General features: G+C 67.3%; 20 protein-coding genes. 7 read left to right on the forward strand and 13 right to left on the reverse strand.

Annotation, left to right across the window (positions count from 1 at the left end):
- Positions 1-141: 141 nt before the first annotated feature.
- Positions 142-597 (reverse strand): peptidylprolyl isomerase, encoded by a 456-nt coding sequence (locus H8S47_RS12940; protein ID WP_187504261.1) that lies wholly within the window; start codon positions 595-597, stop codon positions 142-144.
- Positions 598-705: 108 nt separating this feature from the next.
- On the opposite strand from H8S47_RS12940, the gene mgtE reads away from it, so the two are divergent.
- Both mgtE and H8S47_RS12950 read left to right on the forward strand, forming a co-directional pair.
- On the forward strand, positions 706-2,115 hold the full coding sequence (gene mgtE, locus H8S47_RS12945) for a magnesium transporter (protein WP_187504262.1): 1,410 nt from the start codon (positions 706-708) through the stop codon (positions 2,113-2,115).
- Between the two features lie 31 nt (positions 2,116-2,146).
- Positions 2,147-2,551: a DUF1489 family protein gene (locus H8S47_RS12950; RefSeq protein ID WP_187504263.1), complete on the forward strand. Its 405-nt coding sequence runs from the start codon at positions 2,147-2,149 to the stop codon at positions 2,549-2,551.
- A 397-nt stretch (positions 2,552-2,948) separates the two neighbouring features.
- On the opposite strand, the gene H8S47_RS12955 is transcribed toward H8S47_RS12950, so the two are convergent.
- The 9 genes from H8S47_RS12955 to H8S47_RS12995 all read right to left on the reverse strand — a co-directional run bounded on the left by H8S47_RS12955 (position 2,949) and on the right by H8S47_RS12995 (position 10,865).
- Entirely contained in the window at positions 2,949-3,674 is a 726-nt protein-coding gene (locus tag H8S47_RS12955) for a GIN domain-containing protein (RefSeq protein ID WP_187504264.1), read from the reverse strand.
- A gap of 49 nt (positions 3,675-3,723) precedes the next feature.
- On the reverse strand, positions 3,724-4,455 hold the full coding sequence (locus H8S47_RS12960; RefSeq protein WP_187504265.1) for a head GIN domain-containing protein: 732 nt from the start codon (positions 4,453-4,455) through the stop codon (positions 3,724-3,726).
- 223 nt (positions 4,456-4,678) lie between these two features.
- Positions 4,679-5,062, reverse strand: a complete 384-nt coding sequence (locus H8S47_RS12965) for a Rap1a/Tai family immunity protein (protein WP_187504266.1) — start codon at positions 5,060-5,062, stop codon at positions 4,679-4,681.
- Between the two features lie 27 nt (positions 5,063-5,089).
- Positions 5,090-5,875, reverse strand: a complete 786-nt coding sequence (locus tag H8S47_RS12970; RefSeq protein ID WP_328805535.1) for a hypothetical protein — start codon at positions 5,873-5,875, stop codon at positions 5,090-5,092.
- A gap of 53 nt (positions 5,876-5,928) precedes the next feature.
- Positions 5,929-6,240, reverse strand: coding sequence for a hypothetical protein (locus H8S47_RS12975; protein WP_128454792.1), 312 nt, complete (start codon positions 6,238-6,240; stop codon positions 5,929-5,931).
- 502 nt (positions 6,241-6,742) lie between these two features.
- The gene (locus H8S47_RS12980) at positions 6,743-7,276 is read right to left on the reverse strand and encodes a CarD family transcriptional regulator (RefSeq protein ID WP_056053923.1); all 534 of its coding nucleotides are present in this window, start codon (positions 7,274-7,276) and stop codon (positions 6,743-6,745) included.
- A gap of 202 nt (positions 7,277-7,478) precedes the next feature.
- Entirely contained in the window at positions 7,479-7,820 is a 342-nt protein-coding gene (gene fdxA, locus H8S47_RS12985; RefSeq protein ID WP_031393648.1) for a ferredoxin FdxA, read from the reverse strand.
- Between the two features lie 239 nt (positions 7,821-8,059).
- Positions 8,060-8,368 carry an RNA-binding S4 domain-containing protein gene (locus H8S47_RS12990; protein ID WP_235982864.1) on the reverse strand — a complete coding sequence of 103 codons (309 nt, stop codon included), beginning with the start codon at positions 8,366-8,368 and terminating at the stop codon, positions 8,060-8,062.
- Positions 8,361-10,865 (reverse strand): helicase-related protein, encoded by a 2,505-nt coding sequence (locus H8S47_RS12995; protein ID WP_187504267.1) that lies wholly within the window; start codon positions 10,863-10,865, stop codon positions 8,361-8,363. The genes H8S47_RS12990 and H8S47_RS12995 overlap by 8 nt, the downstream gene beginning before the upstream one ends.
- Positions 10,866-11,064: 199 nt before the next feature.
- Between H8S47_RS12995 and H8S47_RS13000 the strand changes: the two genes are divergently transcribed.
- Positions 11,065-12,567: a M23 family metallopeptidase gene (locus tag H8S47_RS13000; RefSeq protein ID WP_187504268.1), complete on the forward strand. Its 1,503-nt coding sequence runs from the start codon at positions 11,065-11,067 to the stop codon at positions 12,565-12,567.
- A gap of 27 nt (positions 12,568-12,594) precedes the next feature.
- On the opposite strand, the gene H8S47_RS13005 is transcribed toward H8S47_RS13000, so the two are convergent.
- From H8S47_RS13005 to H8S47_RS13015, 3 genes are read right to left on the reverse strand one after another with little or no spacing between them, the layout of a single operon-like run.
- Complete coding sequence (locus tag H8S47_RS13005; RefSeq protein WP_187504269.1) at positions 12,595-13,779, reverse strand: histidine-type phosphatase; 1,185 nt, start codon at positions 13,777-13,779, stop codon at positions 12,595-12,597.
- A 1-nt stretch (position 13,780) separates the two neighbouring features.
- On the reverse strand, positions 13,781-14,905 hold the full coding sequence (locus tag H8S47_RS13010; RefSeq protein WP_235982866.1) for a Ca2+-dependent phosphoinositide-specific phospholipase C: 1,125 nt from the start codon (positions 14,903-14,905) through the stop codon (positions 13,781-13,783).
- Complete coding sequence (locus tag H8S47_RS13015) at positions 14,905-17,595, reverse strand: TonB-dependent receptor (RefSeq protein ID WP_187504270.1); 2,691 nt, start codon at positions 17,593-17,595, stop codon at positions 14,905-14,907. Before H8S47_RS13015 ends, H8S47_RS13010 begins: the two co-directional genes overlap by 1 nt.
- Before the next feature lie 205 nt (positions 17,596-17,800).
- Here H8S47_RS13015 and H8S47_RS13020 point away from each other — a divergent pair, with 205 nt between their 5' ends.
- The 4 genes from H8S47_RS13020 (at position 17,801) to H8S47_RS13035 (ending at position 24,699) form a co-directional block, all read left to right on the forward strand.
- The gene (locus tag H8S47_RS13020) at positions 17,801-18,784 is read left to right on the forward strand and encodes a LacI family DNA-binding transcriptional regulator (protein WP_187504271.1); all 984 of its coding nucleotides are present in this window, start codon (positions 17,801-17,803) and stop codon (positions 18,782-18,784) included.
- A gap of 98 nt (positions 18,785-18,882) precedes the next feature.
- Positions 18,883-21,384 carry a TonB-dependent receptor domain-containing protein gene (locus tag H8S47_RS13025; RefSeq protein WP_187504272.1) on the forward strand — a complete coding sequence of 834 codons (2,502 nt, stop codon included), beginning with the start codon at positions 18,883-18,885 and terminating at the stop codon, positions 21,382-21,384.
- A gap of 8 nt (positions 21,385-21,392) precedes the next feature.
- Positions 21,393-23,201 carry an alpha-amylase family glycosyl hydrolase gene (locus tag H8S47_RS13030; protein WP_187504273.1) on the forward strand — a complete coding sequence of 603 codons (1,809 nt, stop codon included), beginning with the start codon at positions 21,393-21,395 and terminating at the stop codon, positions 23,199-23,201.
- A gap of 196 nt (positions 23,202-23,397) precedes the next feature.
- A complete protein-coding gene (locus tag H8S47_RS13035) occupies positions 23,398-24,699 on the forward strand; it encodes an MFS transporter (protein ID WP_235982867.1) in 1,302 nt (433 codons plus the stop codon).
- The last annotated feature ends 55 nt before the right edge of the window (positions 24,700-24,754 follow it).

Consider the following 24,754-nt stretch of genomic DNA (forward strand, 5'->3'; position numbering starts at 1 on the left):
ATTTAGAAGCAAAAAGGGACCTGCCGCGACACGCTTCTGACCCGAAGCGCGTCGCGGCAAAGCCGCGCCGTCGGACGGAGTTGCACTCCGCCGGCCGGCTTCGGCTGTCTCCGGCGCAGCTTCGCTACGCCGGTGCAGTCTTCAGCTAGCGCGTGCCTTGATGATCTTGCCTGGGTTCCGCGGCGGCTCGCCCTTCGGCAGCGCGTCGACCAGGTCCATGCCGTCGGTGACTTCGCCCCAGACGGTGTACTGCTTGTCGAGGAAGCGTGCGTCGTCGAACACGATGAAGAACTGCGAGTTCGCCGTGTCGGGCTGGTTGGTGCGCGCCATAGAGCACACGCCGCGAACATGCGGCTCGGCCGAAAATTCCGCCTTGAGGTTCGGCTTGTCCGAGCCCGACATGCCGGTGCCGGTGGGATCGCCGCCCTGCGCCATGAAGCCCGGAATCACGCGGTGGAACACGACGCCGTCGTAGAAGCCGTCATTGGCCAGCTCGACGATCCGCTCGACGTGCTTGGGCGCCAGATCGGGACGCAGCTTGATCGTGACGTCGCCGCCGTCGAGGGTCAGCGTAAGCGTTTCGGGGGTATCGGCCATTCATGTTCTCCTGAATTGATGCGCGGCAGATAGGGAGCCGCACTCCGACTGGCAAATGCGCACGCGTCGCGTTAGGGCCCAACCGCGCATCTTTTAAGGGAGGCAGCCATGAGCGAACTCGAGCTTCCCGAGGTCGAAACCGAAACCCAGCCCGAGACCCAGCTCGACCGCGACGACCATCTGCGGCCCGAATTCGTCCGGGCCGTGCTCGATGCGGTCGAGGACGGCGACGACGAAGCGGCGCGCGCGCTGGTCGAGCCGCTGCACCCGGCCGACATCGCCGATCTGTTCGAGCTGACCCCGCAGGAGGATCGCGCCGCGCTGGCACGCGCGGTCACCGATCTGCTCGGCGGCGACGTGTTCGCCGAGATGAACGACTATGTTCGTGAAGATCTCATCGATGCGCTCGAGCCGCACCAGGTCGCCGATCTCGCGTCCGAGCTCGATACCGACGATGCCGTCGCGATCATCGAGGACATGGACGAGGACGAGCAGCGCGCTGTGCTGCGCGCGCTCGATCCGGATGATCGCGCCGCGATCGAGGAGGCGCTGAGCTACGCCGAGGAGTCCGCCGGCCGCCTGATGCAGCGCGAGCTGATCGCGGTGCCAGAGCATTGGACGGTCGGCGACGCGATCGATTATCTGCGCGGCCACGAGGAGCTGACGACCGATTTCTGGGAAATCTTCGTCGTCGACCCTGCGCACAAGCCGATCGGCACCTGTCAGCTGTCGTGGATGCTCCGCACCCCGCGCGGAATCGCGATCGCCGACGTGATGAAGCGCGAGCAGACGCTGATCCCGGTCGACATGGACCAGGAGGAAGTCGCGCTGCGCTTCCAGAAATACGCGCTGATCTCGGCCGCGGTCGTGGATCATGGCGGGCGGCTGGTCGGCATGATCACGGTCGACGACATCGTTCACATCATCTCCGAAGAGGCGGGCGAGGATACGCTGCGTCTGGCCGGCGCGGGCGACGGCGACATCAACGAGCCGATCCGGCTGACCGTGCGGACGCGGTTCACGTGGCTGGTGGTCAACCTCGGCACCGCGATGGTCGCGTCGTCGGTCGTCGGACTGTTCCAGGGGACGATCGCGAGCTTCGCGCTGCTCGCGGTGCTGATGCCGATCGTCTCGGGGATGGGCGGCAATGCCGGCACGCAGACGCTGGCAGTGGTCGTGCGGGCGCTCGCGACCAACCAGCTGACGAGTTCGAACACCGCGCGGATGATCGGGCGCGAGTTCAGGATCGCCGCCGCCAATGGCGTGATGCTGGGGGCGCTGATCGGGTGCGGGACCTATGTGATCTTCCACAACCTGAATCTGTCGATCGTGATCGCGGCGGCGATGCTGACCAACAATCTGACCGCGGGGCTCAGTGGCGTGCTGGTACCGGTGACGCTCGACAAGTTCCGGATCGATCCGGCGGTGTCGTCGGCGGTGTTCGTGACGACGATGACCGACACGATGGGGTTCTTCTCGTTCCTCGGGCTGGCGTCATTATGGGGTCTGCACGGTTGATCGTCGCTTTTTAGAGCCCATTTCCAGTCACATGCCGCTCCACCTCACCAAAGTCGCGTTCGGCGCGGAAAGCGTCGACCACCTCGCCGAGCGGCTCCGGCTGCGCGGCGAGGAAGGGCCGGTATTCCTCACGACGCGCTATCTGCCCAAGCGGCACGAGGAGGTCGCTGGGCAAGGCTCGATGTTCTGGATCCTCAAGCACCAGCTGATCGCGCGCTCGCCGATCCTGGGGTTTGGCGAGGCCGAGGGTGGGCGCGTGGCGATCCACATCGATCCGAAGCTGGTGCTGGTCCAGGCGCGGCCCAAGCGTGCGCACCAGGGGTGGCGGTATCTGGAGGGGGCGGATGCGCCGCTCGATCTGGGGGGCAATGCGACCGGACTGGATATCATGCCGCCCGCGTTGATGACGAAGCTCGCGGAGTTGGCGCTGATCTGAGGGGCTCGGCTCTTTGGAAGAGAGGTGGCCTGTGGTTCGAGCGTCTTGATCGCCAACCGGCCTACCCACCCCCTGCCCCTCCCTTTCAGGGAGGGGAGCCTGTTGAGCCCCATGCTGCCGAGTCCCCTGCCGCGGCGGGGGACCATTCCGCCACTCGAGTCATCCCAGCGAAAGCTGGGATCTCACCGTGGGACGACCGACACCTGCCCCGCGGGATACCCCAGCTTCCGCTGGGGTGACGGCGCGGTGGGCGGCGGGAGTGGCGGATGGCAATATGGCGGAGGTGACGCAAAATCCAGAACGCGTGCTGCTCCCCTCCCTAGAAGGGAGGGGTTGGGGGTGGGTCGGCCCGTTGTTCGAACGCCTTGACCGCCAAGCAGCAGCCCGCCTTTGTATCTCAGGAAGTAGCCCCCGCCTTCCCACACACCACCGGCCCGCCGGCCGCCGCATCCACCCGGCATTTCGCGTTGCCGGTGACCGTGACCGTCCCCAGCCCGCTGTTCGTCACCTGCGCCGTGTACCGCGCCGCCGCCTTCACCTCGCCGACGCCGTCGAGGTGGATGGTCAGGTCGTCGACCACCAGCGCCGACGCGTCGATCGCGCCCGGCCCGCTCGTCACTAGCCGCGCCCGTGCCGCGCGGCCGGCGAGCGTCATCTGGCCGGTACCGATCAGCGTCGCGTTCAACTGGTCGGTGTCGGCCGCCGCGAGTGCCAAGCTCCCGTTACCGCTGACCGTGACGTCGACTCGCATCCCGCGCATCCGGGCGATCGTCAGCCGCCCACCGGCCGCGACGCTGGCCGAGGTCAGTCCGGGCGTCGACAAAGTGATGACGATCGGCGCCGAGCCCGCCGTGCGCGGCTGTTCGCCCCATCCGCCGGTGCCCTTGCGGACCGACAGCGTCGTCCCGTCGACGCGGACCGCCACGGTTTCGGTCATGCGGGAATCGCCCGTGATCGTCGCGCGCGGCGAGCCGATCGCGACGCGCACCTCGAACGGCCCCTCGACGCGGACCCGGTCGAAGCTGCCGACCGAGACCGTCCGGCTGGCCCCGTATTCTTGGGCGGATCCTTGCGCGAACGCCGGCGAGGACAGGAGCAGCAGCGGTGCGAGCAGGTATCTCATGCCCGCGACCCTCACCGCTCCCGCCGATCTTCGCAAGCCGTGCCGCAAGTCAGCTTCCGCAGCGGAAGCTCCCGGAGCCCATCTTCGAAACCGTGCAGCGCGAACGCGGCCCGAGATCGACGTCGCCCGAGCCCATCATATCGACCTTGGCCGGGCCGTCGACGACCGCGCGGACGCTGCCAGAACCGGCGATCTCGACCTTGGCGGACTTCGCCTGGAGCTTCGACGCCTCGACATTGCCCGAGCCGGCGATCTCGACGCTCAGGTCGCGTGCGGACCCGCTGGCGCGCGCGGTACCGGAGCCCGCGATCGAGAATTTCGCCGATTCCACCTGCACCGCGGCGATCGTCAGGTTGCCCGATCCTGCGATCCCGCCCTCGAACGCGCTGCCCTCGACGCGGTCCACCGCCATGTTGCCGGAGCCCGAGACGTTCGCCTCGGTTAGCCGCGGCAGCGTGACGTACACCTTGACGTTCGCCCCCTTGCTCCAGCCGAAGCCCGTCCCGTTCTTGCGACCGATGTCGAGCGTGTCGCCGTCGCGCTCGATCCGGAGTCGGTCGAGTTGCTCGCTCGGCCCCTCGGCGCGAACCGAGAAGCCGGTGCCGACGCGGACGTCGACATCGTCCGAGCCGCGCAGGTCGATCTGGTCGAAATCGATGACCTGGAAGGTACGGGTCGTGCCCGATCCCGCCGCGGCGACCCCGGATCCCTCCTTGTCGTCGTTCCAGCTGAACGAGCAGGCGGCGAGAGGTATGATCAGCCCGAGCGCAAGAAAGTTCATCGCATCCTCCTGTGTATTGTTTGAGCAATACACCTGATCGAGAGGGCTGCAAAGCGAAATTACGCGGGCGGCGGATGTGGAATTTGACCAATCCTCCCCCGCCAGGGGGAGGTGTCGCCGAAGGTGACGGAGGGGGAGGACACGGAACGGCGGTTGCCGCTTACCTCCCCCTCCGTCTGGCAAGGGCCAGCCACCTCCCCCTGGCGGGGGAGGATTCTAACGCTCAGCGCCTCTTGCAGGGATAGGCGTCACGCAGGGCGTCGCGGACGACGAAGGACGGCGCACCTGTGCCCGTCTTCTTGGCTCGTGCGTGGAGATATTTTCGCACCGCCGCGGCGACCTCGATGTTCGAGGCGCGGGCCGGCAACGGGCAGATGTCGCCCGACAGAGACAGCGCGTCGAATTCGCCGAGGATGTAGCCGGTGCAGAAATTGGCGGTCGGATCGCTGTCCTTGCCCCGGCAATATTCGAGCAGCTGCTGGGTCGTGAGCGAACTCACCACGACCGGCCGATCGCGTGCTCGATCAGTCCGACTATCTGCGGGGTGGCCGGCAGGGCGGTCGGGTGCGGCAGCCGCGGCGGCTCCGGCAAGCATCAGTAAGATCATGACGTTTCCTCTGCGCCGGACAGCGCCCTAGCTGCCGACTGCGGCGCTGACATAGGGCAACAGGCGCACGCGTGGGAACACGTCGTCGAGCGATTTGGTGTCGGGCAGGATATAGACGATGCCGCCCTTCTTCTGGAACAGCGGCGTGAGCGTCCGGGTGTAGAATTTGGTGCCGACGTTGATGCAGCCGAAGCTGATGCGGTTGTCGTCGGGCGTCGGCGACAACAGCCTGTCGACGCGGTGCTCGCTCTTGTGCGTGGTGATCACCGCATGGATCGCGACCGAATTGGCATAATCGACCCAGATCACGCGCTGGTGACCGAAGGCACGCCCGAACTTCGAGACGAACCGCCCCGCCGGCGTGGTCCGCTCGGCCGGACCGATATCGGCAAGGTCCTTCGCTCCGACGCCCGGCGAGGAATCATCGCCTACGCCGACGCCGAGCAGAACGGGCGCCTGGCCGAGAAACTCGCCCTTGCCGCTGAACAACAGCAACGATGCCGCCTGCTTGTCGATGACGACATAGGGCAGCCCGGCATTGTCGTGCTCGGCCGCGATCCAGGCGATCATGCGACTCGCCGGCTCCGATTGCGGCGGCAGGAGCAGCGGGGCCGCCTCGACCGGCTTGGCGGCCTTGGTGCGGGACCGCTTCGGCGCCTTGGCCTTGCGCGACTTGGTCGAAGCGGCAGCCTTGGCCGCCGCTCCACCCGTCACCCCACCGGCCAGCGCGGCCTGCGGTGCGACAAGCGCGAACGCCAGCCATAGGCCCATGCCTGTACGGCAGGCGTGCCGGAACAGCCCTGCGGATGTCACGACGACATCGTCCAGCAGGGCTGTCCGTCGATGCAGGCGCTAGCGAAGATGGCTTAGCCGCGCGGCTTGCGCTGGCGCTGCTGGGCCTGCATCTGCATCTGCTGGTCGAGGCCATCGACGCGGCCGTTGAGCTGGTCGATGCGCTGGCCGTTCTGCTGCGACTGGCCGGCGGCGGCCTGGGCCTGGGCGAGTGCCTGGCCGGAGGTGCCTTCGACGGTCCGCAGGCGGCCGTCCATGCCGTCGATCCGCGTGTTGACCACGGCGATCTGATCCCGGACGAAGCCCTTCGTGGCGCAACCGCTCAGGCCGACCCCAGCGATGAGGATCAGGGCGACCGTCGGGTATTTCGGGAGATTCGTACGCATAGACTTAACCTTTCCAAACATGGATGGCGTCAGTCAGCGGAGAGTCGGGGCAATGACAATCGATATCCGGCGAGACGGTCGCTCCGTCCGGCGAGACGTTCAGCCGGTAGGGTGAGACTTGTCCGACGATGGAGTCTGCGACTGAATTTTGCGTGTAACGATCCTGCCGGTCTCTTTCTTGATCGATGGCAAGCTTACGTTCAGATTAGCGGAATCAACGAAACTTAACGCAAGATATACTTGAGGTACTTGCACCAGCCCCGCGAAGACCGGGATGGTCGTGGAGGGGCACCACCTTTCGATCCTCCCCCGCCAGGGGGAGGTGGCTGGCTCTTGCCAGACGGAGGGGGAGGAAAGGGCAACCCAGGTTCCGTGCCCTCCCCCTCCGTCACCTTCGGTGCCACCTCCCCCTGGCGGGGGAGGATTGAGAGACCGTCGATCCTCAAACGAAAGAGGGCGGCCCCGCAGGACCGCCCTTTCGTGTCGACAAGCTAGCCGAGCGTTAAGCCGGCACCTTGTCCTTGTTGTAGATCGCGGCCGCGGCGCGGAGGATGTCGAGGATCTTCTCCTGCGCCTTGGGCTCGTCGAGTTCTTCCATTGCCGCCAGTTCGCGGGCGAGGCGGCTGGTCGCGCCTTCGAAGATCTGGCGCTCGGAATAGCTCTGCTCGGGCTGGTCGTCGGCACGGAACAGATCGCGGACCACTTCGGCGATCGACACGAGGTCGCCCGAATTGATCTTCGCTTCATATTCCTGCGCACGGCGCGACCACATGGTGCGCTTGACCTTGGGCTTGCCCTTGAGCGTGTCCATCGCCTCGCGCATCGTCTTGTCGGACGACAGCTTGCGCATACCGACGCTTTCGGCCTTGTTGGTCGGCACGCGGAGCGTCATGCGCTCCTTCTCGAACCGCAGGACGTAGAGTTCCAGTGTCATGCCGGCGATTTCCGAGCGCTGGAGCTCGATCACACGGCCGACCCCGTGCTTTGGGTAAACGACGAAATCACCGACATCGAAGGACAGTGCCTTGGCAGCCATTTGGGGCCTTTCCGGATCAGGCCTCCACGCGACGCCTCGACGAAGGACTCGTCGCAGCTGCATCGGGGGAGGGATAGGTCTGTACGTCAAGCGGATGACGTGAATCATCGCGCCCGTCGCGGACCCATCTAGCAGCTTTGCAACAAAATTACCAGCCGAACGTGGCAGGCGGCTTGCCCTTTTCGGGATTCGCCGCCTCTTATCAGTCGCCTGCGCCGGGTTCGGGCGAGAAATACTTGTCGAACTTGCCCTCGACACCCTTCATCGCGTCGGCGTCCGGCGGCGTCTGGTTGTCGTTGCGCGTGACGTTGGGCCATTGCGCCGAGAAGGTCGTGTTCAGCTCGAGCCACTGTTCCAGCCCGCTCTCGGTGTCGGGCAGGATCGCTTCGGCGGGGCATTCGGGCTCGCACACGCCGCAGTCGATGCATTCGCTGGGATTGATCACCAGCATGTTCTCGCCTTCGTAGAAGCAGTCGACCGGGCACACTTCCACGCAGTCCATGTACTTGCAGCGGATGCAGGCATCGGTGACGACGTAGGTCATTGCAGAACTCCTGGGCCGGATTCCTTCCCGGCGACGAACGCGCCAGCGACTATGCGCGCAGGCCCGTCGCGTCAATCATAGCTGGGCTTGTGCGAGACGTTATCAGGCTTTGCCACTCTGTTCCTCCCCTGCAAGGGGAGGTGGCAGTCCGCAGGACTGACGGAGGGGTGACACCCTCTCGATAGGATCGATACCACTCCGTCTGGCAAGCGCCAGCCACCTCCCCTTGCAGGGGAGGATTATTCCGAAGCGGGATCGCGGACCGTGCCGGCCGGCGTCCTCCCAGCAATCAGATCCTGATAGCATTCCTGCGCCTCGGGCGCCGGCCCGCGTCGCACCGGCAGCGCCTCGACCCGGATCACGCGCACCCGCTCCTCCACCGCAAACGTCAGCACATTCCCCACCCGCACCGGGCAATGCGCGCGATCGATCGGACGGCCGTCGATGCGGAGATGCCCCTTCTCGGCGATCGCCTGCGCGGCGCTCCGCGTCTTGGCCAGCCGCACGAACCACAGGAACCGATCGATCCGCATCGCGCCTTCAACCATGGCGGACCAGTGCGGCGAGCCCGGCAAACGCATTCTGCCGCGACGGATCGATCGGCGTCGGCGGGGCAGGACGCGCGGGCGGACGGCCACGCCAGACCCAGCGCGGCGTGTCCCCCGCCAGCGCCTTGAACCCGAGTTCGGCCATCAACCGCTCCAGCGACGCCGGATCGACACCGATCGAGGTGGCCAGCGCCGGATCGGGCGCAAACGGCGTGCGCCCCTGGCGCGAGTCGTGCGCGGCGCGGGCGATACGCTCGATCAGATCGACACGGACCGCCTGGAGTCCGAGCGGGCGGAACCCCGCCTCGAGAACCGCACCCTCGCTGCCACGCGCCAGCACGGTGGCGCCCTCGCGCGGCACGGCGATCGTCGTACCGCGAGCCGCCGCGAGGATACGCCGCCAGCGCGCCGATTCGGGCTTGAGCAAGCGCGCGTCGAACAGGTCGAGCGCACCGATCGTGATGCCGATCTTGCGCAACCGCTTGCGTTCCTCGGGATCGATCGCGTCGAGCGCGAGCCGCATCGGTAACCGCGGCAGGATCCCGCCGGCGTCCTCGATCGCGCTGGCGACCGCGCGCAACGCGGGCGTCGCGTTGGGATCGCGACTCAAGTCGGCGAGGTGGACCAGCACCGCGATCCGCCGCTTCAGCATCGCGCCGAGCCATAGCGACAGCCGTGCCTCGATCCGATCGCGCGCGGGCTTGTCGAGGCAGTCGAGCGAGCGATCGAGGATCAGCTTCGGCCGGGCGAACGACGGTCCTGCGCCGAGCTTGGCGACCGGGTGCCCCGCCCAAATCACCTGCGCCGCGTCGTCGAGTGCGATATCGGCATCGGGTGCATCGACCAGCGACTGCCCGCGCCGCGAGCGCTCGCCGGTGAGACGCTTCTCCGCCGCCGCCAGCAGCAACCTTTTGTCGCTTGCCCGCGCGTCCGCCGCGACCGTGAAGCGGAACCCGTCGAGGCGACCGATCGGATGATCCTCGACCATCACATCACCCTCGGGCCCGATCACCACCGGCAGCGCGCCAGCATCCGCGCCGATCTGACGCATCAGCGCGGTCGTGCGCTTGTCGACGAACCGCTGCGTCAGGCTCGCATGCAGCGCGTCCGACAGGCGTTCCTCCAGCGCAGCAGTGCGCGCGGCCCAAAGCGTCGGCTCGGCAAGCCAGTCAGCCCGCTGCGCTATATAGGCCCAGATGCGGGTAGCGGCGATCCGCCCGGCGATCACCGGCACGTCGCCCGCCACCGTATCGAGCCGCGCGATCTCGTCGGCGAACCACTGGTGCGGGATATGCCCCCGCCCCTCGCTCAGATGCCCGAACAGCCGCGACACGAAGCGCGCATGGGGATCGAGCCCGACTTTGCGGAAATCGGGCACGCCGCACGCCGCCCACAGTCGCGCCACCATCGCCGGATGCCGCGCCCGTTCGCGCACCCAGCCCTCCTCGGCCAGCCGCTTCAATACACCGAGATCGAGTGCTTGCGGCGCAGCGCGCAGGACGCCCACAGGAGGCCGCGCCTCCAGGCTCGCGACCAGCGCATCGATGCTGGAGAAATCAGGCTCGCCCTGCCGCCAATACAGATTTTCGAGGCGCGGGAACCGGTGCTCCTCGATCGCCAGCACTTCCTCGGGCAGGAACGCGCCGGGGCCATCGTCGGACAGCGCGCCGAACGTGCCGTCGCGCTGGTGACGCCCCGCGCGGCCGGCGATCTGCGCCATCTCCGCCACCGTCAGGCGGCGCTGGCGCTTGCCATCGAACTTGTTGAGGCTGGCGAACGCGACATGCGCGACGTCCATGTTGAGCCCCATCCCGATCGCATCGGTCGCGACCAGATAGTCGACCTCGCCCGCCTGGAACATCGCGACCTGCGCGTTGCGGGTCCGAGGGCTGAGCGCCCCCATCACGACGGCCGCACCACCGCGCAGGCGCCTGAGCATCTCGGCGACTGCGTACACTTCCTCCGCCGAGAACGCGACGATCGCCGAGCGCTTGGGCAACCGGCTGATCTTCTTCGCGCCCGCATAGGTCAGCGTCGAGAAGCGCGGCCGGTTGACGATCTCCGCGCCGGGAACGAGTTTCTTGATCATCGGCCGCAGCGCCTCGGAGCCGAGGATCATCGTTTCCTCGCGGCCCCGCGCGCGCATCAGGCGATCGGTAAAGACGTGCCCGCGCTCGGGATCGGCGCCGAGTTGCGCCTCGTCGATCCCGACAAAGGCAACGTCGCGGTCGGGCATCGACTCGGCGGTACACAGGAACCAGCGCGCGTCGGGCGGCACGATCTTCTCTTCGCCCGTGACCAAAGCCACCCGGTTCGCGCCCTTGATCGCGACGACGCGGTCGTAGACCTCGCGCGCCAACAGCCGCAGCGGAAAGCCGATCATGCCACTGGAATGCGCGCACATCCGCTCGATCGCGAGGTGCGTCTTGCCGGTATTGGTCGGGCCGAGAACCGCCGTGATCCCGTCGTTCGCGCCATCATTCCGGGCATCGTTCATTGCAGCAACATCGGGGGTAAAGCGTGGCGGCGCAATGACCTGCGAAGAGTTTCGTCGGTATTAACGATCCGCCGCCGCCCGCGCACATCTCAGCGCAATTTAGCCGAGCCATACATACCGGTTAATTTGACTTTAGCATGTGGCGACCACAACCACCGCGTGACGCCGGGGGGACCGGCACCATCGGGGCGGGCCTTACGTGTATCTTCGTAACGATCAGGGCTTCGAATTGGCGAGCGCGACAGCGGGGTTCGGTCGTGCGCCAACGCCGGCGCGGCTCCGGGCACTGCCCCAGCCGACACGCGCGCCGTTGCTCGACCGGGCGACGCAGATCGACTGGGTGCCCGATCTCGGCGCGCGGATCGGCAGTCTCGACTGGTGGCGCGGCCTTGCGACCTGCACCGCGCTGTGTGCCGCGACCTGGATATTGTCGCCGGGCGTGCGGCCGCTGGTCGGCCCGGTGCCGACGCCACTCGCCGGCGCCGAGTGGGAGGAGACACGGGCACAGGGCATCTCGCCGCTTGCCCAGGGTGCGACGACGGGGCGGCGGATGGGGGCCAACGATCTCGTCGCGCCGCTGGCCGACGTGCCCGAACGGCCGAGCGTCGATCTCTCCGCGACGCTCGGCGAGGGGGACAGTTTCGACCGCGTCCTGATCCGCGCCGGCGTCGGCCGCAACGATGCCGAGGCGGCGGCGGCGCTGGTCGCGCAGTCGGTCGATCCGAAGGCGATCCCGGCGGGCACGCGGATCGCGCTGACGCTCGGGCGGCGGGCGGACCGGACCGTGGCCCGGCCGCTGGAAAAGCTCGATTTTCGTGCGCGGTTCGATCTGGCGCTGTCGCTGGCGCGGAGTGCGGGCGGGCTGACGGTGAACCGCAAGCCGATCGCGATCGACTCGACGCCGCTGCGTATCCAGGGCCTGGTCGGCTCCAGCCTGTACCGATCCGCGCGCGCCGCCGGGGTTCCCGGAAAGGCGGTCGAGTCGTTCATCAAGGCGATCTCGACACGGCTGTCGATCGGCCGCGACGTGACCGCCTCGGACAGCTTCGACCTGATCGTCGCGCGCGAACGCGCGGCGACCGGCGAGACCCGGATCGGCGACCTGCTGTTCGCCGGGATCGACCAGGGTCGCCGCAAGGTGCAGCTCGTACGGTTCGCCCCCGATGCCGCGAACGTCGACGACGATGCGAGCCGCGGCGGCTGGTTCGACGCGAACGGCCAGACCGAACGCCGCGCGGTATCGGGCATGCCGGTGATCGGGCGGATCACCTCGAGCTTCGGGCTCAGGACGCACCCGCTGCTCGGCTTCACGCGCATGCACAAGGGCCTCGACATCGGCGCGCCCTATGGTGCGCCGATCCACGCGATGACCGACGGCAGGGTCGCGTTCGCAGGACGGACCGGCGGCTACGGCAATTTCGTCAAGCTGGTCCACGGCGGCGGCATGGCGAGCGGCTACGGCCATATGAGCCGGATCGCGGTGTCGTCGGGCACGCGCGTGCGGGCGGGCCAGGTGATCGGCTATATCGGCTCGACCGGCATGTCGACCGGGCCGCATCTGCACTGGGAAGTGTGGAAGAACGGCACCGCGATCAACCCGCGCTCGGTCTCGTTCGCGAGCGTCGCGCAATTGTCCGGCGCGAAGCTGAGGGCGTTCAAGGCGAAGGTTGCGCAGCTGCTGGCGGTCCGCGTCGGCGGGTAACGCCTGACGTTCAGCCCCGCCCGACGTTCAGTTGCGGACCGGAGCCAGACGTCGTTCGAGCGACCGGGTGAAGATCGCCGCCGGGCAGAGCGTCCGTGCACAGCCGGCCACCCGCAACGGCGTGACCGTCATGCCACGCCCCCCGGCGCGCAGGACCTCGGGCGACTGCGTGCGATAGGAGACCCGCACGAAGGTCCGCCCGGTAACCGTATCCCGGATCCGTTCGAACAGCAGCGCGCCGCCGGGCGGGACGTCGTTGGTCGCATAGCCCGGCGTGACGAGATCGACCCCCAGCGCAGCCGCCAGCGCGGCGACGTTGGTATCGTGGCCCATCAGCACATCGAGCCGCGGCCCGTCGTTCAGCGACCGGATCACGCGGCGCCCGATCACCGACGACTGGTGCGCCGCCATGTAGGGCGGCCTGGCGAACACCGCGAACAACGCCGCATGCAGCGCCCCGAGCCGTTTCAACGTCGCGGCGTCGGCGCGGCCCCAGCCGACGTCGCGCGCGGGCAGGCCTTCGAGATACTGGAGCAGCAATACCTGCGCGACGCCCGACGTGCCACGGATTGCCCCTTCGAGCGCGATGCCGTGACCGCCGTCATCGGACACGATACGCGCCGGTCCCGAGGCCACGCAGCCCCCGCCGCAGCCCAGCACGCGATCGAGGCTGGCGATCGCATCACGGTGCCGGCGCACGACCGCCGCCATGCCTCCGGTCGCGCGGTCGATATCGGCGATCGCCCTGGCCGCGTCGAACGCGGTCGCATGCGCGCGGAGCGGTTCGAACATCGGATCGACCATGCCGGGCGCACGGTGCTCGACGCGCAGGCCGCAGCCCGGCGCAAACCCCTGGGCATAGGCGTCACCGCTGGCGATCGTACGGTCCGAACTGTTGCTGGCGATCCGTAGCGCCCCCGCGCCCGGGCACCCCTTCGCTGCAAACAGGCCGCGTGCCGCAAACCATTTGCGGTCTTCCGCCGCGACGATCTGCAGTGCCCGAACACCGTGCGGTGTCACCCGGCTATCGGCGACCGACCATTTCGGCCAGGGCGCTGCGGTACGCGTGCCGTCGGGCACCTCCCCCGGCAGCGGTGCGCGAATGCCGTGCCGCATCACCAGCACCGCGCGTTCGGTCACCAGACTGGCGCGCACCGGAAACGCCGCGCTGCTGACGATCGCGAGTCCGACCAGAAGAGACGTCAGGCGCATCTCAGGGCTCCACCGTGCACGGCGCCGTCACCAGCACTGGATTGCACCGTGCCATCGCTCCACCGGGCAGGGTCACCGCGAAGCCGAACCCCTGCGGGTCGGGCGCGCCCGGATAATAGTCGGTGCTGACCGCCTGCGCGCCGCTGTCGGTCGCCGCCTTCGCCTTGGTCCTGTCGTGCGTGCGCGCTTCGACGGTGTTGGCGTCGGTCCGCGTCCGGACGATAACGCCGGCTTTCACCCAGTCGCGGATGCGGGCGCCGTCGACCAACGGATCCTGGACGATCTGGATCGCGCTTTCGGGCTCGCCGTCGGGATACCAGCCGAACATTGCCCGTCCCCGCAGCGACGGATGGCCCGCGCGATAGGCGTTCGAGACGGCCGGACGGACATCGAGCAGGACGTAGATCCGACCGCGCGCAGCCTCCAGCGTGGGCCAGCCCTTACCATGCACGGCCGCCGCCAGCGTCGCGGCATTGCCCCGCACCTCGTCCGGCACGATCAGCCGCCGTCCCGGTATCGCCTGCCGGATTTCACGATCGAGCGAGTCGAGCAGCGCGGCATCGTCGAGCGGCAACGGTGCCGCGACCTGCGCAGAAGCCTGCGTATCGGCGGCGTTGATCGTGATCATGATCGGCAGATGACGCGGGTGCGCGCGCGACCAGGCATTCACTTCGCCGAGGCAGCGCTGCAACGTCACGCAGGTCGAGATATAGTCGATGTCGGGAACGTGGAACACCTTGTACCCCGGCCGCAGCATCGCCGCACGATCGAACGCGGTCGTCTCCCCCGCCGCCCGCGCAAGCCGCTCGCCCTTCGGATCGGCGTAGCGACCGCCTTTCGGATCGGCGAAGATGTCGATCTCCAGCTGCCGCACGCCGCGATCGAGCTGTGCGGCCAGCGGCAGATGATAATAATCGAGCGCCGCCGCGGTCTTCGGATCCCGCCGCCGCAGCTCGGCCATCACCGCATCCGGGATCTTTGCCTTGAAGCTGTTGTGCGAGCCGACGACCTGGATCTCGTTCATCCGCGCCGGCCCCTGCCCCGGTGCATGATCGGGCTCGGCGGCCTGGGTGGCGCCACCGATCGACAGACCGACCACCAGCATTGCGCGTGCGAAGGTCCGCATCAAAATTCTGCCCGCACGCCGAACAACACGGTCCGGCCCCAGTAATTGATCTCGCCGAAGCGGTTCTCGTCGTCGTTATACGTGTAGAGATGCGCACCCGACAGGTTGATGCCCTCCAGGCTGAACGTCACCCGGTCGCTCGCCTTGACCGAGATATTACCGTCGAGCGATCCGAACGGCGCGGTGTAGACCGGCGCCTGCGTCGTGCTGCCGGTGCCCGACAGATACCGGTCGCGCCAGACGTACGACAGCCGCGTCGAGATCGGTCCCTTCTCGTAGAAGCCGCTGATGTTGGCGCTGTTCTTCGACAGCCCGATCAGCTCGTCGCGGATCGGCCGTGCGCCTGCGGTGTAGCTCGCCTTGACCGAGGTGTGCGTATAGGACGCCTGCACGCCGAGACCGTCGAACGGCGCCGGCAGGAAGGTGAAGACCTGGTTGTAGGCCGCCTCGACGCCGTACACCTTCGCGTCGCCGCCGTTGACCTGCGTCGAGAGCAACACCGTGCCGCGACCGGGGATGTCGATGTTGACGTTCTGCTGCGTGATATAGTCGTCCATCGCCTTGTAGAACACCGCGCCCGTCAGCGAGCCGGCGCGGTTGAAATACCATTCGAGCGATCCGTCGAACTGCGTGGCCAGGAACGGCACCAGCTGAGGATTGCCGCCGCCCGCGGTCGGCGCATCGGTCGATACGGTGATCCGTGGCGCGCTGTCGGTGACGTTCGGACGCGTCAGCACGCGGCTCGCGGCGAGGCGACCGACCAGATCGTGCGTCAGTTCGGCGCGCAGGTTGAAGCTCGGCAACCAGTTGTTGAACGTCTTGGGGAAGCTTGCCGGTGTCGCGACGCTACCGGTGGTCAGCGTACCGCTCGCGACCTGATCGGTGTGGACATAGCGGACGCCGAGATTGCCGGTGACCGGCACCGCGCCGACGTCGAAGCCGTAATCGGCGCGCGCATACGCACCCCAGATCTTCTCCTTCACGACGAACGACGAGCGTAGATCGCCCGCGGTCAGCGGCGACGCCTGCACCGCGGGGGTGAAGAACGCGTCGAGATAGGCCTGCGTGACGGGCACCAGGAACTGGCGCAGCGTATTGCCGGACACGCCCTTCAGGAAATCGTCGTACGGCAATTGTTCGTAGGCGCCCGACCCGAGGCTCGACAGCGGGGTGTTGGCAGCCGGATTGACGTTGAAGTCGCGGCGGAAATAGTCGCGCTTGCGCCAGTGATATTCGCCGCCCGCCGCGAGCTTGGTGATGAAGCCGTCGAAATCATGCGCGACATCGGCGCGGGTGTAGAAATCCCAGTCCTTGCTGTCTTTCGGCGCGATGTTGAACTGGTACAGCTGGTAGTTGGCCGGGTTGGTCGCATCGGTCGTGGTCGTGAAGGTCGGGATCGTCTTGTAGCCGGCGGACGCGTCGTAGGTCAGCGGCGCGAAGAACATCGCGCGGCTGCGCACCGTGCCCTCGTTATAGTTCGGGTGATAGCTGTGGGCGCTCGACCAGTTGACTGTGCCCGAGGCGTGCCAGGCATCGGCATCCCAGGTCTGGCGCAGGCCGATGTTGAGCAGGTCGTGGCGGTTGAGGCTGTATTCGCGCGACGCCATGAATCGCACGTCGTTGATCGTCGCGGCGACCACCGTATCGCCGTCGAGCTTGACGCTGGACGGCACGATCACCGGGCGATGCCCCGCGACGCTCGCATCGTCGGGATAGATGTCGAGGCCGAATTCGTCATAGGCGACGTCGAGCCGGGTCGCGAGAATGTCGAGCGTGGTCTCGAACTCGGCATTCGGCTTCCACTGCGCGGAGACCATGCCCGAGATCCGCTTGCGATCCTCGGTCTCGATCGTCGGGCGCGTGCGGGTCGGCGTGTAGAGTCCGGTCGCGAGCCCCCCCGAGGCGGGCGCGGTGAACTTGTCCAGGTTCCAGCCGAAGTTCAGAAAGCGATCGTTGCGCACCGCCTTTTGCCAATATTGCGCGCCGGCCAGGATGCCGAAGGTGCCGCTGGCGTTGGTCGCGCTGGTGATGACCGTCGCGTTCGGCTTCACCTTGTCGGTCTGGCCCGTATAGGTGCCGCGCAGATTGACCGTGGTCTTGTTGCCGACGTCGAGCGGGTGGAACGTCTTGACGTCGATATTCCCGCCCAGCGCACCCTCGGTCATGTTCGCGGTCGGCGTCTTTACGACGTCGATGCTCGAGGTGAACTCGGCGGGCAGCATCTCGAAGCGAAACTGGCGACCGTTCGCACCGCCATTCTCGATCAGGTCGTTCAGCGCGACCGTGCTGCCGTTGAGCAGCGTGCTCTGGAACTGCGGCCCGAGCCCGCGGACGCTGACGTACAGACCCTCGCCGCGCGGACGGGTGATCGTCACGCCGGGGATCACCTGCAACGCCTCGGCGACGTTCTGCGCGGGGAACTTGCCGATGTCGGTCGAATTGATCGAATCGACGCCGTAATCGGCACGCCGCTTCGTCTCGGTCGCGGCACGCAGGCTGCGCGCGTAACTGCCGGTGACGACGATCTCGCCATTCTCGTCGGTGCCGGTAGCGGGCTCGCCGGTCTTGTCCGGCGTGGCTGCGTTCGTCGGCATCGCCGGGTCGACGCGGTCCTGCGCCTGCGCCGCAACCGCGCTCGAAACCAGGATCAGCGAACCCGATGCCCGAAGCAGGCTCTTGAACATACGCATCGCAATAAGGTCCCCGGTGGCACCGTCGCCACGTCGGCGCCACTAGGTATCGTCAGCGTCATTTCCGCGAACGAACCGCGACACTCGTGTTACACGGCGTCATGTTTGGACACCGCGCACCGCGATCCTGCCCGCAATTGCCGCCCATGGGCGACGACTGTACGATGGCCCGCAGTGTCGCGACGACGAGGATCGACCCATCGCAATGAAACTGGCCGATCTGGCCGTGCTCGCCGGCGTTTCGACCGCGACGGTATCGCGTGCGCTGGCCGGGCACAGCTCGGTCAATGCCAAGACGCAGGCACGTATCCTCGCCTTGGCGCGCGAGCATGACGTGCGGCCCAACCAGCTCGCGCGCAACCTGCGGCTGAAGAGCACCGGGGCGATCGGCCTGGTCCTGCCGCTCGGGCACGCAAAAACGCAGCACCTGACCGACCCGTTCTTCCTGTCCTTGCTCGGCTTCCTCGCGGATCTGCTGGTCGAGCGCGGCTATGACATCCTGTTGTCGCGGGTCATTCCCGATGCCGACGACTGGCTGGAGCGCGTGGTCGACAGTGGGCGGATCGACGGGCTGTTGCTGGTCGGGCAGTCAGACCAGTTCGGTGTGATCGAGCGGGTCGCGCAACGCTATCGTCCGCTGGTCGTATGGGGCGCGCATCGCCCGGACCAGCATCATCTGACGATCGGATCGGACAATGTCGCGGGCGGTCGGATGGCGGCCGAGCATCTGATCGCGCAGGGCCGGCAGCAGCTCCTGTTCGTCGGCGACCCTGCCCCGCCCGAATTCGCGGACCGGCTGGCGGGGTTCGCCGCGGCGGCGCGCGACGCAGGCGTTGCGCACGACGTACTGGCGACGCCGATGATGCCCGAAGCGGTTCATGCGGCGGTGGCGGAGCATCTTGCGCGCGGCGGCGCTCCCGATGCGATCTTCGCGGCATCGGACGTCGCGGCGATGAGCGTGCTGCGCGCGCTGGCCGAGGCTGGGATCGACATTCCCGGCACGACCGCGGTGGTCGGCTATGACGACGTGACGCTTGCCGCGCATACCTCGCCGTCGCTGACGACGATCCGCCAGGACCTGGCGATCGGTGCCGAACTGATGGTCGACCGCCTGCTGAAGCGGATCGCCGGGGAGCCGGCCGAGTCCGCGATCGTGCCACCCGTGCTCATTACGCGACAGTCCGGATAAATCCTGCAATCGATTGTGAAATGCCATTGCAATCGATTGCAGGAATAGTAGGAGGCGATCCTTGGCTTCACAGAAAGCCGGCCCGCAGGGAGGATCGCATGAAAGTACGTCACGTTTTGCTGGCTGGCATCGCCGCCGCTTCGTTCACAACCATGGCTTCGGCGCAGACCGCCGATCCGCAGGTCGATCCGGCTGCCGCCCCTGCCGGCGCGCCGGCTGACGCACCGCAGGACGACATCGTCGTGACCGCGGTCGCGCGCGGCACCAACCGGCTGAACACCTCGATCACGACCAGCTCGATCAATTCGGATGCGCTGGTCCAGCTCGCACCGCGCACCTCGGGCGAGCTGCTCCGCAACCTGCCCGGCATCCGGGTCGAGGCATCGGGCGGCGACGGCAACGCGAACATCTCGGTCCGCGGCCTGCCGGTCGCATCGGGCGGCTCGAAGTTCCTCCAGTTGCAGGAAGACGGCCTGCCGATCCTCGAGTTCGGCGACATCACCTTCGGCAACGCGGACAATTTCCTGCGCGCCGATTTTAACGTCCGGACGATCGAGTCGGTGCGCGGCGGCTCGGCCTCGACCTTCGCGTCGAACTCGCCCGGCGGCGTCATCAACTTCATCTCGAAGACCGGCGAGCAGGAAGGCGGCGCGTTCCAGCTGACCAGCGGGCTGGACTACCGCGAATTCCGCGTCGATTTCGACCAGGGCGGCAAGCTGTCCGACACGCTGACCTATCATTTCGGCGGCTTCTACCGGATCGGCGACGGCCAGCGGCAGGTCGGTTACGACGGCGTGAAGGGCGGTCAGTTCAAGGCGAACATCACCAAGTCGTTCGGCAATGGCGGCTATGTCCGGCTGTACGGCAAGTATCTCGACGACCGCGCGATCGGCTATCTCCCGAACCCGGTGCAGGTGAGCGGCACGAACAGCGACCCGACCTACAGCAACCTCCCCAATTTCTCGATCAACAACGGCACGCTGCACAGCGGCAACATCCGCACCGTGCAGACGCTCGACGGCGACAACAAGCTCGTCACGCGCTCGATCCGCGACGGACAGCATCCCGTCGTCTATTCGGCGGGCCTCGAGACGCAGATCCCGGTCGCCGACGGCTGGAACATCGTCGAGCGGTTCCGCTATTCGGATATCTCGGGCGGCTTCACCTCGCCCTTCCCGTCTGCGGTGGATTCCGCGCAGACGATCGCCAACGGCCTCGGCGGTGCCGGCGCACAGCTGTTCTACGCCAGCGGATCGCAGAACGGCCAGCGGATCGCCAACCCGGCATCGCTCAACGGCAACGGCCTGCTCGCGAACGTCGTGCTGTTCGACGTCGACCTGAAGAGCCTCAACAACATCACCAACGACATCCGCCTCAACGGGTCCGTCCCGCTCGGTTCGGGCACGCTGGCGATCACCGGCGGCTTCTATGCCTCGCGCCAGGACATCAAGAGCGACTGGCTGTGGAACTCGTTCGTCCAGACCGTCGCCGACGATGGCCGTTCGGAACTGGTCGACATCCGCACCGCGGCGGGCGTGCCGGTCACGCAGAACGGCGTCCCCGGCTATTCGGCGAGCGGCTTCGGCAATTGCTGCCGCCGGTCGTACGATCTCGACTACACGACCTATGCACCGTTCGCGCAGCTCGGTCTGGAGATCGGCCGCTTCAACATCGACGGCTCGCTCCGCTACGACTTCGGCCGGGCCCGCGGCAGCGTCGCCGGTGCCGATCTCGGCGCGGGCTTCGGCAGCGGCATCACGACGTTCGACATCAACGGCGACGGCGTGATTTCGGCGGCCGAGCGCCAGGTCGCGGTGATCCCCAACGTCCGGTCGCCGCTCAACTACAACTACGACTATTTGTCCTACTCGGGCGGCGCGAATTATCGCCTGACCGACAGCACTGCGGTGTTCGCACGCTACAGCCGCGGTGGACGCGCCAACGCCGATCGCCTGTTGTTCGGCCCGTCGATCAACACGACGACCGGCGGGCTGACCGACGAAAGCGCCGCGGTCGATTTCGTCCGCCAGCTCGAAGGTGGGTTCAAGTTCCGCCAGAACGGTCTCTCGCTCTACGCCACCGGCTTCTGGGCGCGCACCGAGGAGCAGAATTTCGAGGCGACGACGCAGCGCTTCTTCAACCGCGAATATGAGGCGAAGGGCGTCGAGCTCGAAGGCCGCATCGCACGCGGGCCGTTCTCGCTGTCGGCGGGCGGCACCTACACCGATGCCGAGATCACCAAGGACGTGCTCAACCCCGCAGTCGAGGGCAATCGCCCGCGTCGCCAGGCCAAGTTCATCTTCCAGGCGACCCCGCAGGTCGATGTCGGCCGTCTGACCGTCGGCGCGAACGTGATCGGCACCACCGACAGCTTCTCGCAGGACAACAACGTCCTCAAGATGCCCGGCTACACGCAGGTCAACGCGTTCGTGTCGGTCCGCCCGGCGGAGAACGTCACGCTGTCGGTCAACGGCAACAATCTGTTCGACGTGAAGGGCATTACCGAAGCCGAGGAAGGCGCGATCCCGACCAACGGTATCGTGCGGGCGCGCTCGATCACCGGCCGGACGATCTCCGCCGCGGTCCGCGTCGGCTTCTGATCGGGCGGGTGAGCGTGACTTTATCCTCGACCGAACGCCGTCTCGACGCGCTCACCCCCCTATTCAAACGCCAGCTCGAACGGCTGTACGGCACCGATCGACTGGCGGCGCTCTGGCCGCGGATGGAGACGATCCTCCGTGACCGGGCGAGCGAACGGCCAGCGGCGATGGTCGCGCTCGATGAGGCGCGGCTGACCGATCCCGACTGGTTCGTCGCGCCCGACATGCTGGGCTATTCGACCTATGTCGATCGGTTCGCCGGCACGGTCGGCGGGCTGATCGACAAGGTCGACCATCTCGAATCGCTCGGGGTTCGGTATCTCCATTTGCTCGCGTTGCTGAAGGCGCGCGAGGTCGACAGCGACGGTGGCTTTGCGGTCGCGGACTATCTGGCGATCGAGCCGCGGCTGGGGACGATGGGTGATGTCGAGCGGCTTGCCGCGCGGCTGCGCGAGGGGCGGATCAGCCTGTGCGTCGATCTTGCACTGAACCACACCGCCGACGATCATCGCTGGGCGCAGGCGGCGCGGGCGGGCGATCCCTATTACCGGGCCTTCTATCACGTCGTGAGCGAGGACGAGGCGCAGGCGTATGAAGCCGCCCTCCCCCAGGTGTTTCCGACGACCGCGCCAGGAAACTTCACGGCGGTGCCTGCAATGGGCGGGCAGGTCTGGACGACCTTCTATCCGTTCCAATGGGATCTGAACTGGTCGAATCCCGAGGTGATGCTGGCGATCGTCGACACGATGCTGCGGCTGGCGAACCACGGTTTCGAGGCGTTCCGGCTCGATTCGATCGCATTCCTGTGGAAGCAGGTCGGCACCGATTGCCGCAACCGGCCCGAGGCACATTTCATCGTCCGGGCCTTGCGCGCCGCGCTCGACATCGTCGCGCCCGCGACGCTGCTGAAGGCCGAGGCTATCGTGCCGACCGCGCTGGTGCCGCCGTATTTCGGGGCTGACGAGGGCAGCGACTGGGATGGCGGGTTCGAGCCCGAATGCCATCTGGTCTACAATAATTCGCTGATGGTGGCGGGCTGGGTGGCGTTGGCCGAGCAGTCGGCCACCCTGCCCCACGCAATCGTCGAGGCGAGCGGCGGCCTCCCGCGCGGCGCCAACTGGCTGAGCTACGCGCGCTGCCACGACGATATCGGCTGGGGCGCGGTGATCGGCGACCTGGCCGGGATCGATCCGGACCCGGTCGCGCGATTGAAAGTGGCGGCGCGCTTCCTCGAAGGCGGCGATGGCAGCTGGGCGCGCGGGGCACCGTTCCAGTCGGACGGCTCGGTGCTGCACGGCTCGAACGGGACGATGGCGTCACTGGCGGGGCTCGAAGCGGCGGCGGACGACGATGCGCGCGAGATGGCGTTTCGGCGGATCGCGCTGCTCAATGCGCTGTCGATCGCGAGTGGTGGTCTGGCGACGACGTACATGGGCGACGAGGCTGGGCTGTTGAACGACGCGAGTTATCTGGGCGATCCGGAGCGCGCGCATGAAGGGCGCTGGCTGCACCGGCCGGAGATGGATTGGACGGCGCTCGATGGTCCTACCGCGCGGCGGATCGGTGGCGATCTGGAAGCGCTGCGGGCGGCGCGGATCGCGAGTGGCGGTGCGGGGTCGCCGGTGGCGATCGCGACGGGCTCGCCCGCGCTGCTCGGGATCGGCTGTGGCAGCGACCGGGTGTTCCTGAACTTCTCCGACGCTGCCGTGCAGGTCGAAGGTTTGGCAGGGTGGCAGGATCGGTTGTCCGAACAGCCTTGCGGTGCCACCCTCACTGTCGAGCCATGGGGCGTCATCTGGGCGGGGCCTGCAGCGTGAGCATGCAATTTCACAATCCTCCCCCGCAAGGGGGAGGTGGCAGGCATAGCCTGACGGAGGGGGAGGTAAGGAGGAACCGCTGTTTCGTGTCCTCCCCCTCCGTCGCCTTCGGCGCCACCTCCCCCTGGCGGGGGAGGATCGATCGGTTCGCGCCGGACCATCGCGTACAAGGGGCAGGACAATGAACCTCGGCCGCATGACCAAACCGCGTCTGTCGCTCGTCCGCCTCATCGAGATGAACCTCGGCTTCCTCGGGCTGCAATTCTCGTTCGGGCTGCAACAGGCCAACATGGCGCCGATCTACGGCTATCTCGGCGCGGACGAGGCGAGCCTGCCGCTGCTGTGGCTCGCCGGGCCGATGACCGGGCTGCTGATCCAGCCGCTGATCGGTGCGATGAGCGACCGGACCTCGACCCGGATCGGCCGCCGCACCCCCTATTTCCTGATCGGCGCAGTGCTGTGCAGCCTGTGCCTGCTGGCGATGCCGTACAGCCCAACCCTGTGGGTGGCCGCCAGCCTGTTGTGGGTGCTCGATGCCGCCAACAACGTGACGATGGAGCCATACCGCGCCTATGTCGGCGACCGCCTGCCCGACGATCAGCGCGCCGCCGGCTTCCTGACGCAATCCGCCTTCACCGGCCTCGCGCAGACGCTCTCGTATCTGGCGCCGTCGTTGCTGGTGTGGATCGGCTTCAACAAGGACGCCGTGGACGGCAACGGGATCCCAGACATTACGCGGATCGCGTTCCTGATCGGTGCGGTGCTGTCGCTCGCGACGATCGTCTGGTCGGTGGTCCGCGTTCCCGAACTGCCGCTGCCCGCCGAAGAGCAGGCGCGGCTGGCGAAGGAACCGCTGACGCTCAGCGGCACGCTGCGCGACCTCAAGACCGCGCTGGTCGAGATGCCCAGGCCGATGCGGCAGCTGGCGCTGGCGATGCTGTGCCAATGGTATGCGATGTTCGCCTATTGGCAGTTCATCACCTTCGCGGTCGCGCGGTCGCTGCACGGCACGTCGGATGCCAAGAGCGAAGCGTTCCGCGATACCGTGCTGACCGTCGGCCAGCTCGGCGCGTTCTACAACGCCGTCGCGTTCGTCGCGGCAATCGCGCTGGTCCCGCTCGCCCGCCGCTGGGGGGCCAAGAGCGCACACGCCGCCTGCCTGCTCGCATCGGGCGTGGCTATGCTTGCGATCCCCGGCTTGCGCACCGAGCCCGCGCTGTTCGTGGCGATGCTGGGCATCGGCATCGGCTGGGCGAGCATGATGGGCAACCCGTACATCATGCTGATCGACATGATCCCGCCCGAACGCAACGGCGTCTACATGGGCATCTTCAACATGTTCATCGTCATCCCGATGATCATCGAGAGCCTGACCGTGCCGCTGTTCTACCACTCGCTGCTGGGCGGAGAACCGCGCAACATCCTGTATCTCGGCGGCGCGTTGATGGTGCTCGGCGCGATCGCGACGACCCGCGTGACGATGCCTAGCCGCCGATAGCGCGCGGGATCATGCCCGCTGCGTCTCCGCCGCCGGCATGATCCGCCTCGCAATC

The sequence above is a fragment of the Sphingomonas albertensis genome (assembly GCF_014358075.1).
In the GTDB taxonomy this organism is placed as follows: domain Bacteria; phylum Pseudomonadota; class Alphaproteobacteria; order Sphingomonadales; family Sphingomonadaceae; genus Sphingomonas; species Sphingomonas albertensis.